General features: G+C 76.2%; 13 protein-coding genes. 9 read left to right on the top strand and 4 right to left on the bottom strand.

The window, feature by feature from the left end; all coding sequences use genetic code 11:
* Together AB0G13_RS25705 and AB0G13_RS25710 are read right to left on the bottom strand one after the other, a co-directional pair.
* On the bottom strand, nt 1–1090 hold a 1090-nt coding region (locus AB0G13_RS25705; protein WP_357879167.1), incomplete at its 3' end, for a hypothetical protein.
* The gene (locus AB0G13_RS25710; protein WP_357879094.1) at nt 997–2043 is read right to left on the bottom strand and encodes a transporter substrate-binding domain-containing protein; all 1047 of its coding nucleotides are present in this window, start codon (nt 2041–2043) and stop codon (nt 997–999) included. The genes AB0G13_RS25710 and AB0G13_RS25705, both read right to left, overlap by 94 nt.
* 273 nt (nt 2044–2316) lie before the next feature.
* On the opposite strand from AB0G13_RS25710, the gene AB0G13_RS25715 reads away from it, so the two are divergent.
* From AB0G13_RS25715 to AB0G13_RS25730, 4 genes are read left to right on the top strand one after another with little or no spacing between them, the layout of a single operon-like run.
* Nucleotides 2317–2742 (top strand): helix-turn-helix domain-containing protein, encoded by a 426-nt coding sequence (locus AB0G13_RS25715; protein WP_357879097.1) that lies wholly within the window; start codon nt 2317–2319, stop codon nt 2740–2742.
* A complete protein-coding gene (gene modA, locus AB0G13_RS25720; protein ID WP_357879100.1) occupies nt 2739–3518 on the top strand; it encodes a molybdate ABC transporter substrate-binding protein in 780 nt (259 codons plus the stop codon). Before AB0G13_RS25715 ends, modA begins: the two co-directional genes overlap by 4 nt.
* Nucleotides 3515–4330: an ABC transporter permease gene (locus AB0G13_RS25725; RefSeq protein WP_357879103.1), complete on the top strand. Its 816-nt coding sequence runs from the start codon at nt 3515–3517 to the stop codon at nt 4328–4330. The genes modA and AB0G13_RS25725 overlap by 4 nt, the downstream gene beginning before the upstream one ends.
* Nucleotides 4327–5391 (top strand): ABC transporter ATP-binding protein, encoded by a 1065-nt coding sequence (locus AB0G13_RS25730; RefSeq protein WP_357879106.1) that lies wholly within the window; start codon nt 4327–4329, stop codon nt 5389–5391. Before AB0G13_RS25725 ends, AB0G13_RS25730 begins: the two co-directional genes overlap by 4 nt.
* Before the next feature lie 66 nt (nt 5392–5457).
* On the opposite strand, the gene AB0G13_RS25735 is transcribed toward AB0G13_RS25730, so the two are convergent.
* On the bottom strand, nt 5458–5883 hold the full coding sequence (locus AB0G13_RS25735) for a type II toxin-antitoxin system Phd/YefM family antitoxin (protein WP_357879109.1): 426 nt from the start codon (nt 5881–5883) through the stop codon (nt 5458–5460).
* Nucleotides 5884–6787: 904 nt separating this feature from the next.
* Between AB0G13_RS25735 and AB0G13_RS25740 the strand changes: the two genes are divergently transcribed.
* Nucleotides 6788–8332 carry a cellulose binding domain-containing protein gene (locus AB0G13_RS25740; RefSeq protein WP_357879112.1) on the top strand — a complete coding sequence of 515 codons (1545 nt, stop codon included), beginning with the start codon at nt 6788–6790 and terminating at the stop codon, nt 8330–8332.
* A 221-nt stretch (nt 8333–8553) separates the two neighbouring features.
* Nucleotides 8554–9141, top strand: a complete 588-nt coding sequence (locus AB0G13_RS25745; protein ID WP_357879115.1) for an ATP-dependent endonuclease — start codon at nt 8554–8556, stop codon at nt 9139–9141.
* On the opposite strand, the gene AB0G13_RS25750 is transcribed toward AB0G13_RS25745, so the two are convergent.
* Entirely contained in the window at nt 9112–9687 is a 576-nt protein-coding gene (locus AB0G13_RS25750; RefSeq protein WP_357879119.1) for a GNAT family protein, read from the bottom strand. The genes AB0G13_RS25745 and AB0G13_RS25750 overlap by 30 nt on opposite strands.
* A gap of 82 nt (nt 9688–9769) precedes the next feature.
* On the opposite strand from AB0G13_RS25750, the gene AB0G13_RS25755 reads away from it, so the two are divergent.
* The 3 genes from AB0G13_RS25755 to AB0G13_RS25765 are packed head-to-tail and all read left to right on the top strand — an operon-like array spanning nt 9770 to nt 13241.
* A complete protein-coding gene (locus AB0G13_RS25755) occupies nt 9770–10294 on the top strand; it encodes a PadR family transcriptional regulator (protein WP_357879122.1) in 525 nt (174 codons plus the stop codon).
* On the top strand, nt 10291–10971 hold the full coding sequence (locus AB0G13_RS25760; RefSeq protein WP_357879125.1) for an ABC transporter ATP-binding protein: 681 nt from the start codon (nt 10291–10293) through the stop codon (nt 10969–10971). Before AB0G13_RS25755 ends, AB0G13_RS25760 begins: the two co-directional genes overlap by 4 nt.
* The gene (locus AB0G13_RS25765; RefSeq protein WP_357879128.1) at nt 10968–13241 is read left to right on the top strand and encodes an ABC transporter permease; all 2274 of its coding nucleotides are present in this window, start codon (nt 10968–10970) and stop codon (nt 13239–13241) included. Before AB0G13_RS25760 ends, AB0G13_RS25765 begins: the two co-directional genes overlap by 4 nt.
* The last annotated feature ends 53 nt before the right edge of the window (nt 13242–13294 follow it).

The raw sequence follows: 13294 nt of genomic DNA on the forward strand, positions 1-13294 counted from the left end.
CGGCGGGCCCGGGGGGCGGCGGCGCGGACGGGCCGGCGGGGTCGGCGGCCGGCACCCGGCCGAGGGAGCGCGGGTGGGCCCGCCCCGCCGGCTGCCGGGGAATCATCCAGTCCAGCGCCGTCTCCTCCACGTGCCAGCCGTACACGTCCACCCGGCTGACCGGGATCCGCCCCGGGTCGGGGCAGAGGAGCTGCCCACGTACCCGGTCGTTGGGCAGGAAACGCACCTCGCCCCGCCCGTCGAGCACGATCGTCATCCGGTCGGTCACGGTGACCGCCTGACCGCGTACCACCTCCCGGACCGGGCCCGCCTCCGGGCCGACCTCGACGGCGACGGCGGGCAGCAGCGGCACCCGCAGGAAGACCACCCCCATCACCAGCGGCACCACCGCGGCCACCGCGTAGGCGAGGGTGCGGGTCAGCGCCGGGGCGACCGGGCGCGGCACCGGGCCGGTGAGCACCACGGCTCCCAGCGGCGGCACGACCAGCAGCAGCGCCGTGGCCAGCTCGCCGCCGCGGACCGCGGTCGGCACTGCGGGCGCCAGCCAGGCGTAGCTCGCGGCCGCCGCCACGACCGGCAGCACCAGCGCGGTGACGAGGAGCCGGCGCGGGCGGTCCGGATGCCGCAGCCGGGTCCGCAGCGCCAGCAGCCAGAGGGCGAGCATCACCAGCAGCGGCAGGAACCGCAGCTGCCAGGTGAGCGCCGCCAGCGCGATCGCCGCCACCAGCACCCAGCCGGGGGTACGCACGGTGCCGTAGGCGAGCAGCGAGCGTTCCGGGTCGAACCGGTCAGGCGCGCTGACCTGGAGCAGCCGGCCGAGGACGGCCAGCACCAGCACGACGAGCGGGAACGCCCACACCAGCGCGATCAGCAGGGCGCTGAGCAGCCCGAGCGGGCTGACGTACTGCACCAGCAGCAGCATCGTCGGCATGTCCTGCCGGCTGAGCCGCCAGAGCCGCAGCACCAGCAGCAGCACCGGGAACGCGGGCAGCAGCGTCAGCAGCCACTGCTGCGCCTGTTGCGCCTGCTTGGTGCCCGGGCGGCGGTCGGCACGCCCGATCGCGGCCGGCTCGGAGACGGCAGGGCCCATCTCTCCCACGGCCACTGCCGCACCTCCACCTTCTCCTCGGGCTCCGGCTGCCGGCCGACCGCCACCTGCTGCGGGTTGCTGTACTGCTGCTCCGACGCCAGGTACCGGTCGAACGCCGCCTTCCACCGGTCGCCGTCGGGACCCTTCGCCGACTCGTAGAGGGAGAGGTTGACCAGGTCCCGCATCTCGGGGATGGGGCCGGTGTTCACGCCCCACTTCTCCGCCGACTCCGCGCCGATGTCCCAGTGCCGCAGCTCCTTGGGCCGCTGCAGCTTCGTCGCCGGCGGCAGCTCCCCCGGCGGGCGCGGACCCACGAAGCCGGCCAGGATCGCCGCGTCGGTGGTGACCGCGTCGACCTCGCCGTCGTAGAGCGCCTGGATGCACTGGCTGATCCGGTTGCGGCCGATCGGGCTCGCGCCCGCCTCGCGCAGGCGCTGTTCCGAGGTGGACGTGCCCAGCGTGCAGACCTTCGCCCGGTCGAGGTCACGCAGGCTGGCGACCTGTCGGGGGTTGGACGCGAGCGTCAGCACCGACTGCTCGGTCTCCAGGTAGGGGAAGGAGAAGACCACGCCCTGGTCCCGACGCTGCTCCGTGATGCTGTAGGAGGCGATCACCAGGTCGACGGTGACGAAGCTGCCGTCGGCGTCGCGCGCCTGCCGGCGGGCCCGGTCCTCGCTCTCGATCGACAGCAGCGTCACCTCCGGGGCGTCGAAGCCCAGGTCCTCGGCGATCATGTACGCGATGTCGATGTCGAAGCCCTCGAACGCGCCGTTCTCCAGCTTCTGCGCCACGCCCGGCTGGTCGTCCTTCACCCCGATGACCAGCCTGTCCCGGTTGGTCAGCCCGGCCCGCTCGCGCAGCTCGTCCCAGGTGGGCGGGCCGGTGGCCACTACCACCCGGACCGTGGCCGCCACGACCACCACCAGCAGGAGCAGCAGGGCCGCCAGGCGCACCTGCCGGGACCTGGCCGCGCGGGCGGGAGCCGCCGACGCCGGCGGGGTGCTGCTGGTCTCGTCGTCCCGACCCAACTCGGCCCCTCCCCGTCGCCGTCCCCCGTGCGAGCCCTTCATTGTGGTCTATCCCGCCCCGCCACGACAGCAGGCGGTCGGGCGGTCGTGTCGCCGGCGCGTGGCGCCGCGTACGCCAGGCTCCGTGGCCGTTCGGGGCGGCAGCCGCGGCAGGCACCCGCGCCTCGGCCTCGTATCTGCGGTCGCTAGGGTGGGCCGGTGACGACGTTCCGCATCTCGGAGGCCGCCGAGCTGCTCGGGGTCAGCGCCGACACCGTGCGCCGCTGGGTCGACGCCGGGCGGCTCGCCGCCGGCCGCGACGCGCACGGTCACCGGGTGATCGACGGGGTCGACCTCGCCGCGTTCGCGCGCGGCCAGGCCGCCGACCCGGACGACCGGTCGGACGCCTCCTCGGCCCGCAACCGGCTGCGCGGCATCGTGGTCAACGTCGTCAAGGACACCGTGATGGCGCAGGTCGACATCCAGGCCGGGCCGTTCCGGGTCGTGTCGTTGATGAGCCGCGAGGCGGTCGACGAGCTGGACCTGCGCGTCGGCTCGCTGGCCGTCGCGGTGATCAAGTCGACCACGGTGGTGGTGGAACGCGCCTGGCCGTCGGGGGGCTCGCGGGGGAGGCAGGCGTCGTGAGAGCGGGTCGGCCGCGCACGGTCGCGGCAGTGGCGACGGCGGCCCTGCTGGTCCTGGCCGGGTGCGGCGGCGCGGGGGCCACGGCCGGGGGCGGGTCGACCGGCGGCACGGTGACCGTGTTCGCCGCGGCCTCGCTGACCGAGTCGTTCACCCGGCTCGGCCGGGACTTCGAGGCGACCCGCGAGGGCGCCACCGTCGTCTTCAACTTCGCCGGCAGCGCGGCGCTGGCCGCCCAGATCAACCAGGGCGCGCCGGCCGACGTGTTCGCCTCGGCGGCGACGCGGAACATGGCCACGGTCACCGGGGCGGGCAACGCCGCCGGCGATCCGGCCGTCTTCGTCCGCAACCAGCTCGTCGTCGCCGTGCCGAAGGGCAACCCCCGGGGCGTCGTCCGGCTGGCCGACCTGGCCCGGCCGGGCGTGAAGGTCGCGCTCTGCGCGGAGCAGGTGCCCTGCGGCGCGGCGGCGCGCACGGCGCTCGACGCCGCCTCGGTCACCCTCACCCCGGTCACCCTGGAGCAGGACGTCCGGGGCGCGCTGTCCAAGGTGCGGCTCGGGGAGGTCGACGCGGCCCTCGTCTACCGCACGGACGCGCTGGCCGCCGCGGCAGACGTGACGGCCGTCGAGTTCCCCGAGTCCGCGCGTGCCGTCAACGACTACCCGATCGTCGCGCTGCGCGACGCGCCGAACCCCGACGGCGCGCGGGCCTTCGTCGCGTACGTCCGCTCGGAGCGGGGGCGCGCGGTGCTCACCGAGGCGGGGTTCCAGGCCCCGTGACGCGTACCCACGGCCTGCGGACCCGCCGGCGGGGCGCCGGGGTGCCCGTCGCGCTGCTGCTGCCGGCCGCGCTGGGCCTGCTCTTCCTCGTCCTGCCGCTGGTCGGGCTGCTGGCCCGTACGCCGTGGGCCACCCTGCCGCAGCGGCTCGCCGCGCCCGGCGTGCTCACCGCGCTGCGGTTGTCCCTGCTGACCGCCACCCTGGCCACGCTGCTCTGCCTGGTGCTCGGGGTGCCGCTGGCCTGGCTGCTGGCCCGCGTCGAGTTCCCCGGCCGACGCCTGGTACGCGCCCTCGTCACGGTGCCGCTGGTGCTGCCGCCCGTCGTCGGCGGGGTGGCCCTGCTGCTGGTCTTCGGCCGGCGGGGCCTGCTCGGCGGCTGGCTCGACGCGACCTTCGGGATCACCCTGCCGTTCACCACCGCCGGCGTGGTGCTGGCGGAGGCGTTCGTGGCGATGCCGTTCCTCGTGATCGCCGTGGAGGGGGCGCTGCGCGGCGCCGACGGCCGGTACGAGGAGGCGGCGGCGACCCTCGGCGCCGGCCGCTGGACGACGTTCACCCACGTCACCCTGCCCCTGGTGGCCCCCGGCCTGGCGGCCGGCGCGGTGCTGTGCTGGGCCCGGGCGCTCGGCGAGTTCGGCGCCACCATCACCTTCGCCGGCAACTACCCGGGGCGCACGCAGACCATGCCGCTGGCGGTCTACCTGGCCCTGGAGACGGACGTGCAGGCCGCCGTGGTGCTCAGCCTCGTCCTGCTCACCGTCTCGGTGGCCATCCTCGCCGGGCTGCGCGACCGCTGGATCACCAGCCCGTGAGCGCGCCCCTGCTCGACGCGCACCTGGTGGTGGAGCGGGACGGGTTCCGCCTCGACGTCGCGCTGCGGGTCGCCGCCGGCGAGGTGGTCGCGCTGCTCGGCCCCAACGGGGCGGGCAAGACCACCGCGCTGCGCGCGCTCGCCGGCCTGCTCCCGCTGACCGCCGGGCACGTCACCCTCGACGGCGTCGACCTGGACCGGCCGCGGCGGCGGGCCTGGACGCCGACCGAGCGCCGGCCGATCGGCGTGGTCTTCCAGGACTACCTGCTCTTCCCGCACCTGAGCGCGCTGGAGAACGTGGCGTTCGGGCCCCGGCGGCACGGCGCCGACCGGCGCACCGCCCGCCGGACCGCCCTCGACTGGCTGGACCGGGTCGGCCTGGCCGAGCACGCCCCCCGCCGGCCCCGGCAGCTCTCCGGCGGGCAGGCGCAGCGGGTCGCGCTGGCCCGCGCGCTCGCCGTCGAGCCGGCGCTGCTGCTGCTGGACGAGCCGCTCGCCGCGCTCGACGCGCGCACCCGGCTGGACACCAGGGCGGAGCTGCACCGGCATCTCGCCGCGCACCCGGGGGCCGCCCTGCTGGTCACCCACGATCCGCTGGACGCGCTGGTGCTGGCCGACCGGCTCGTGGTCGTCGAGGAGGGCCGGGTGGTGCAGGAGGGGGACGCCGCGACCGTCACGGCGCGGCCCCGCACCGACTACGTGGCCCGGCTCGTCGGGCTGAACCTGCACCGGGGTCACGCCGACGGGCACCGGGTCAGGGTGGCCGACGGGCTGACCCTCACCGTCGCCGACCGGCTCGACGGGGAGGCCTTCGTCGCCTTCCGGCCGTCGGCGGTGGCCCTGCACCCGTCGCGCCCCGAGGGCAGCCCGCGCAACACCTGGGCGGCGACGGTGGCCGGCGTGCAGCGGCACGGCGACAACCTGCGGGTGCGGCTCGACGGGCCGATCGGGGTGGCTGCGGACGTCACGCCGGCCGCCGCCGCCCAGCTGCGGCTGGCCCCCGGCCAGCCGGTCTGGGCCGCGGTGAAGGCGGCGGAGACGCACGCGTACCCCGCCGGCTGACACCCGGGTCCCGGGCCCGGCAGCAGCGCGCGGGCCGCGGTCGGGCCGCGCCGGTTTCGGGCCGGGTCAGGCGGCGGGGTCGGCGGCCAGCAGATCGGCGTGCGCGGCGCGGAGCCGGGCGAGGCCGGGGTCGCTGCCCGGCGTGACGCGGCGGTCGAGCTCCGCCCACACCTCGGCGAGGGCGGCGGTGACCGCGCGCAGCTCGGCGGAGTGCCGGCGGCTGCTGCGCCGGTGCGCCTCGTCGAGGCGCCGGGCCCAGCCGGCGGTGACGGCGGCGAGCCGGTCCGCGTCGGCGCGGGCCTGGGCGGCGCTGCGGGCGGCGGCCGCCGGGACGATCGCGGCGACCGGTCGGGGGTCGCCGTCGCGGGTGACGACGGTGACGGTGTCGGTCAACTCGGCCAGCGCGACGAGCTGGGTGAGCCGGGTGCGCGCCTCGCGCAGCGGCACCGAGCGCGGCTGGTCGGTGTGCGGGGTGAGAGCGGGGACAGCCATGGATGGATGGTCGCCGCCGGGTACGACATTTCCGCAAGCCCGCCCGTCCAGGGTGGACGGGCGGGGCCGGAAAACTGGCGCGAACCGGGGTCGCCGCGGCGGATACGCTGCCCGCCCGACGCCGCGCCGCGAACCGGCGCGGCGGACCCCGCCACCTGAAGGAGCTGCCGGTTCCGCCTCGACGTCCGAACGGTCGACCTGCGGACGGTCAACTCGCTGACCAGTACCCGTCGATCCCCACCCACCACGCCGGGTCACGGTCTACTACCTGGAGGTGTACGGCGGCAAGGTCACGGCCGCCTCCCGGCACTACACCGCCGAGCGCCGGGTCGGGCACCAGCTCTTCGACGTGGCCGTGCTGGACGACCCCGCGCCGATACTCGACTGGCCGGCCCCCGGATCTCGGCCTGGCGCGACGGCGGCGGCCAGCGCTTCCTCGGCGAGGCGGAGCTCGTCGGGCGGGCCGACGCGCTGCGCCTGCCGACCGTGCCCCGGCTGGCGACCGTCGCCGCCGGAGAGCTGCCTCGCGACATCGACGGGACGCACACGTTCCTGGCCGGCCACCTGCCCCGGACCCTGGTGGCCCTCGACGGACCGGCCGGCCGCTCCGAGGGGCTGGTGCTCCGCGCGGCGGACCGCTCGGTCATCGCTCCAGGACTACGAGCGCACGGTGCGGCGCCGCGCGGGTCGGCGCTGACCACGGTTCGGCGGCGCGCCGGTCGGGCGCGCCACCGGATTGGCGGGGAGACGACGGCCGGCGACGGACGGGGCCGCACCGCTGATCCGGCGGGCGACCGCCGAGGCGCGCGGGGAAGTCCGGCCCGCACACCTGGACAACTACAGTTAACAATCCTAATAATTGTGCATCCGTCGATCCGACGGCCCTCGTACCCGGGAGGTCCGGATGCGTCGCCCTGCCCGAAACCTGTTGCTGGCCGCCGTGGCGGCCCTCGCCACCGTCACCGCCACCACGCTGACCCTGGCCGCGCCGGCCCGCGCCGCCGGCCCGACCGCCACCTTCGTCAGGACCGCCGACTGGGGCACCGGATGGGAGGGCCGCTACACCGTCACCAACGGCGGCCCGAGCACCATCACCGGTTGGCAGGTCGCCTTCACCCTGCCGGCGGGCACGACGCTCGGCTCCTACTGGGACGCCACGGTGAGCAGCGCCGGTCAGCGGCACACCTTCACCAACCGCTCGTGGAACGGCACCGTGGCCCCCGGCGCCTCGGTGTCGTTCGGCTTCCTGGCCACCGGCTCCGGCACCCCCACCGACTGCACCCTCAACGGCGCGCCGTGCTCCGGCGGCACGCCCACCAGCCCGCCGACCAGCGCCCCACCCACCACGGCGCCGCCGACGACCGCACCGCCGACGACGCCACCGCCGACCACCCCGCCGCCCACCACTCCCCCGCCCGGCGGGCTGCCCCGGCACGCGTTGATCGGCTACCTGCACGCCAGCTTCGCCAACGGCTCGGGCTACCTGCGGATGGCCGACGTGCCCGCCGACTGGGACATCGTCAACCTCGCCTTCGGCGAGCCCACCACGGTCACCTCGGGCGACATCCGGTTCCAGCTCTGCCCGCCCGCCGAGTGCCCGGGCGTCGAGACCGAGGCCGAGTTCGTCGCGGCGATCCGCGCCAAGCAGGCGCAGGGCAAGAAGGTGCTGCTCTCCATCGGCGGGCAGAACGGGCAGGTCCAGCTCACCACGACCGCCGCCCGGGACACCTTCGTCCGGTCCGTGTCGGCCATCATCGACCGGTACGGCCTCAACGGGCTCGACATCGACTTCGAGGGGCACTCGCTCTACCTGGACGCCGGGGACACCGACTTCCGCAACCCGACCACGCCGGTGATCGTCAACCTGATCTCCGCGATCCGCACCCTCAAGCAGCGGTACGGGGCGGGCTTCGTGCTCACCATGGCGCCGGAGACGTTCTTCGTCCAGCTCGGCTACCAGTTCTACGGCTCGGGCCCGTGGGGCGGGCAGGACCCGCGCGCCGGGTCGTACCTGCCCGTGATCCACGCGCTGCGCGACCACCTCACCGTGCTGCACGTGCAGGACTACAACTCCGGGCCGATCATGGGGCTCGACAACCAGTACCACACGATGGGCAGCGCGGACTTCCACGTCGCGATGACCGACATGCTGCTCGCCGGCTTCCCCGTCGCCGGCAACCCCGACCGCGTCTTCCCGCCGCTGCGCGAGGACCAGGTGGCCTTCGGCGCGCCCTCCTCCCCCAGCGCCGGCAACGGCTACCTCGCCCCGGCCGGGGTGCAGGCCGCGGTGACCTGCCTGGTGAAGGGGCAGGGCTGCGGCCCGTACACCCCGCGCAGCGGCACCAACCCGGCCTTCCGCGGGCTGATGACCTGGTCGATCAACTGGGACCGGTTCTACGCCTGGGAGTTCCGCCTCAGCCACGGCCCGTTCCTGCGGGCGCTGCCCTGAGCGCGTGCCGCCGTCCGGGCCACCCCGGCCCGGACGGCGGCACGGGTCACGCCGACCCGGCCCCGGGATCGAAGCGGGGAGGCTCGCTTCGGGCCCACGCCGCCACAATCCGGTTGCGCCGGCGGTCGGCCCGGCCCACGATCCGGTGGCGGACACGGGACCGGACCGCCGCAGCGACGCCCGACCACGCGGGCGGCATCCGGGGGGGCGGGAGGGCGGACGTGAAGGGCATCCGTGAACTGGCGGCCGCTATCGACGCGCGGGCGGTGGTGCTCGTCGAGGGGGCGAGCGACCGGGTCGCCCTGGAGACCCTCGCCACGCGCCGCGGCCGGGACCTGGACGCCGACGGCGTACGGGTGGTGTCCATGGGGGGCGCGACGAACATCGGCCACTTCCTCGACCAGCTCGGTCCGGCGGGACGCGGGCTGCGGCTGGCGGGCCTCTACGACGAGGCTGAGGAGGGCTTCTTCCGGCGCGGGCTGGAACGCTGCGGCCTCGGCGCCGACCTGTCCCGGGCCGGCCTGGCGGGCCTCGGGTTCCACGTCTGCGTGGCCGACCTGGAGGAGGAGCTGATCCGCGCGGTCGGCGTCGCCGGGGTGCGGGCGGTGCTCGCCGCCGAGGGCGAGCTGCGCTCGTTCGACCTCTTCCAACGGCAGCCGGCCCAGCGGGGGCGCGCCGTCGAGGCACAGCTGCGCCGCTTCCTCGGCACCCGGTCCGGCCGCAAGAGCGCGTACGCGCGGCTGCTCGTGGCGGCGCTGGCGCCGGACCGGGTGCCCCGCTCACTCGACGCGGTGCTCGCCGACGTCTGACCGGACGCCGCGCCACTCGGGCGCCAGCACCGACCACACCTCGATGTCGATCCGCCCGGCCGGCCCCGGGTAGACCTCGCGCAGCGTCCCGTCGAGGCGCATGCCCAGCCGCCGGGCGGTGGCGATGCTGCGGGCGTTGTCCGGCTTGGTGCGCCACTCGATCCGGTGGATGCCGCGCTCCCGCACGGCCCAGTCGACGATCCGGCCGACCGCCCGGGTGACCAGCCCGTGGCCCTCGCCGGCGGGCTCCAGCCAGCAGCCGGCCTCGCAGACGCCCGACGCGGTGTCGAACGAGACGAACATGACCCCGCCGACCAGCTCGCGCCGGTGCCAGATGCCCCAGATCCCGCCGGCGTCCCGCGCCCGCAGGTCCGCGTAGCGCTGGAGCACGGCCCGGGCACCGGCCTGGTCGGTGACCATGAACGAGGGCGACACCCAGGGCGCGATGTGCGTACGGGCCCGGTCGAGGTGGGCGAGGAACTCCTCGGCCCGCCACGGCTCCAGGGGACGCAGCTCGGCGTCCTCGGTCAGGGACAGGGCGAACACGGTAGACCTCCCGATGCGAACGACTGAGCGGGCAATGTACCGCTATACACCTCGCGTATACGCGATGTGTATAGTCGCCGGCATGTCGATCGGACAGACATTCCTCGGCCTCCTGGAGGCCACCCCACGCCACGGCTACGACATCAAACGCCTCTACGACGAGCGCTTCGGCCACGCCCGCCCGCTCGCGTACGGGCAGGTCTACGCCACCCTCTCCCGGCTGCTGCGCGGCGGCCTGGTCGAGGTGGAGGCGGTCGAGCCGGGCGAGGGCCCGGAGCGCAAGCGGTACGCGATCACCGAGGCCGGTGTCACCGACGTCACGCAGTGGCTGGCCCGGGCCGAGAAGCCCGAGCCGTACCTGCAGAGCACCCTCTACACCAAGGTGGTGTTGGCCCTGCTGACCGGCCGCCCCGCCGCCGACGTGCTCGACGTGCAGCGTTCCGAGCACCTGCGGATGATGCGCGAGCTGACCCGCCGCAAGCGCGACGGCGACCTCGCCGAGCAGCTGGTCTGCGACCACGCGCTGTTCCACCTGGAGGCCGACCTGCGCTGGCTGGAGCTGACCGCCGCCCGCCTCGACGAACTCGCCGCGGCGGTGCGGTCGTGAGCGCGCCGCTGCTGGAGGCCGAGGACCTGCACCGCTCCTTCGGGCCGACCCGGGCGCTCGCCGGGGCCAGCCTGCGCGTGCACCCTGGCGAGGTGCTGGCCGTCATGGGCTCGTCGGGCTCCGGCAAGTCCACCTTGCTGCACTGCCTCGCCGGCATCGTCCGGCCCGACTCCGGCCGGGTGCGCTACGCCGGCCGCGACCTCACCGCCCTCGGCGACGCCGAGCGCAGCGCGCTGCGCCGGGAGGAGTTCGGCTTCGTCTTCCAGTTCGGCCAGCTCGTACCGGAGCTGACCTGCGTGGAGAACGTCGCGCTGCCGCTGCGGCTGGGCCGGGTCGGCCGCCGCGAGGCGGAACGGCGGGCCGCCGGGTGGCTGGACCGCCTGGAGGTCGCCGAGGTGGCCGGCAAGCGGCCCGGCGAGGTCTCCGGCGGGCAGGGGCAGCGGGTGGCGGTCGCCCGGGCGCTGGTCACCCGGCCCCGGGTGGTCTTCGCCGACGAGCCGACCGGCGCGCTCGACTCGCTCAACGGCGAGCGGGTCATGCGGCTGCTCACCGCCGCCGCCCGGGAGAGCGGGGCGGCCGTGGTGCTGGTGACCCACGAGGCGCGGGTCGCCGCGTACTCCGATCGGGAGGTCGTGGTCCGCGACGGCCGCACCCGGGACCTGGAGGTCGCGGCGTGACCAGGCTGCGCGACCGCGCGGCCGACCTGCTCATGGGCGCCCGGATGGCGTTCACCGGCGGCCGGGACGGCTGGCTGCGGGCGGTGCTCACCGCCGTCGGCGTCGGGGTGGGGGTGGCGATGCTGCTGCTCGCCGCCGCGGTGCCCGCCGCCCTGGACGCCCGGCAGGCGCGCGGCGACGCCCGCGACGACCTGCGGATGGGCGAGCCGATCCCGGCCGCCGCGAACACCCTGCTGGTCCGCCAGACCGACACCGAGTTCCGGGGGCAGCCGGTACGCGGCCGGGTGCTACGGCCCGAGGGACCGGCCGCGCCGGCGCCGCCGGGGGTTGCCGCGCTGCCCCGCGCCGGCGAGGTGCTGGTCTCCCCCGCCCTGCGCGACCTGCTCGGCTCCGGCGACGGCGCCCTGTTCGCGCCCCGGCTGGGCGGGGCCACGGTCACCGGCGTCATCGCCGACGAAGGGCTGGCCGGCCCGCGCGAGCTGGCCTACTACCTGGGCAGTGACACCCTCACCGCCGAGGACGCAACCCGGCTGGACGCGTTCGGCGGCGGGCTGCCCGGCGAGGCCTTCGACCCGGTGCTGGTGGTGCTGGTGGTCGTCATCTTCGTGGTCCTGCTGCTGCCCATCGCGGTGTTCCTCGGCGCGGCCGTGCGGTTCGGCGGGGAGCGGCGCGACCGGCGGCTGGCCGCGCTGCGGCTGGTCGGCGCCGACGCCGCGATGGTCCGCCGGATCGCCGCCGGGGAGGCCGCCGCCGGCGCGCTGCTCGGCGTCGCGGCCGGCGGCGTGCTCTTCGCGCTCGGCCGGCAGGTGGTGCCGCTGGTCACCCTCATGGACCTGAGCGTGTACGCCGCCGACGTGCGCCCGCCGCTGCCGCTGGTGGCCGCCGTCGTGCTGGCGGTGCCGGCGCTCGCCGTCGTGGTGACGCTGGTGTCGATGCGCGCCGTGCTGGTCGAGCCGCTCGGGGTGACCCGGCGCGCGACGCCGGTGCGCCGCCGGCTGGTGTGGCGGCTGCTGCTGCCGGCAGCCGGGCTCGGGCTGCTGCTGGCCGGCACGGCCGGCGTCGCGCCGCTGGGCGGCGAGCGGCAGACCGCGGCCGGCGCCGTGCTGCTGCTGGTAGGCGTGGTCACCCTGCTGCCCTGGCTGACCGACCTGCTGGTACGCCGGCTGCGCGGCGGCCCCGTCGCGTGGCAGCTCGCGGTGCGCCGCCTCCAGCTCGACAGCGCCGCCTCGGCGCGGCTGGTCAACGGCATCGCAGTCGCTGTGGCGGGCACCATCGGGTTGCAGATGCTCTTCGCCGGGGTCGCCGGCCGGTTCACCTTCGACACCGGGCAGGACACCTCGCGGGCCCAGGTGCAGGTGCAGTTCCCGGCGCGGGCGGACGCGGCGGCGGCGCTGGACCGGCTGGCCGGCGCGTCCGGGGTGACCGCCAGCAACGGCACCCTGACCACCTCGGTCACGGCCGCCGGGGCGCACACCGTGCTGCGGATCGGCGACTGCGCGGCGCTGGCCGAGTTCGCCCGGCTCGACCGGTGCGCCGACGGCGACGTGTTCCTGGTCGCCGAGCCCGAGGGCCGGTCGGCCGGCATCCGGCCGGGCGGCACGGTCGCGGTCGCGAACACCGAGGGGGTGACCTGGCGGGTCCCCCGCACCGCCCGGGAGGCGCCGGTGCGCACCGACCCGTCCGGCTACCGGCAGGGCGGGGTGCTGGTCACCCCCGGCGCGGTCGGCGCCGCCCGGCTCGGCCCGCTGGGTGCGGACGCGTACCTGCGGCTCGCGCCCGACCGACCGGACGCGGTGGAGCACGTCCGCAACGCCGCCGCCGGCGTCGACCCGTACGCCTCCGTGCTCACGCTGACCGGGGAGCGCCGGGCCACCCAGTTCGTCAGCGTCCAGCGCGGCCTCTACGTCGGCGCGGTGGTCACCCTGCTGCTGATCGGGGCCAGCATGCTGGTCGGCGTGCTGGAGCAGCTACGGGAGCGCCGCCGGCTGCTGGCGATGCTGGTCGCGGTGGGCACCCGACGCGCCACGCTGAGCTGGTCGGTGCTGTGGCAAAGCGCCGTGCCGGTGGTGATCGGGCTCGCCCTGGCGGTCGTGTTCGGGCTCGGCCTCGGCGCGGTACTGCTGCGGATGGTGCAGACGCCGGTCACGGTCGCCTGGCCGGCGCTGGGCATCTCCACCGGCCTCGGGGCGGCGGTCGTGCTGCTGGTCACCGGGCTCAGCCTGCCGGTGCTGTGGCGGCTGACCCGACCCGACGGCATCCGCACCGAGTAGGGCGCTGTCCGCCGCGGTGGACAGCGCCGACCGACCGGAGCGCATCGCGGAGA

The organism is Micromonospora sp. NPDC023633 (assembly GCF_040640035.1).
Classification (GTDB): Bacteria; Actinomycetota; Actinomycetes; order Mycobacteriales; family Micromonosporaceae; genus Micromonospora.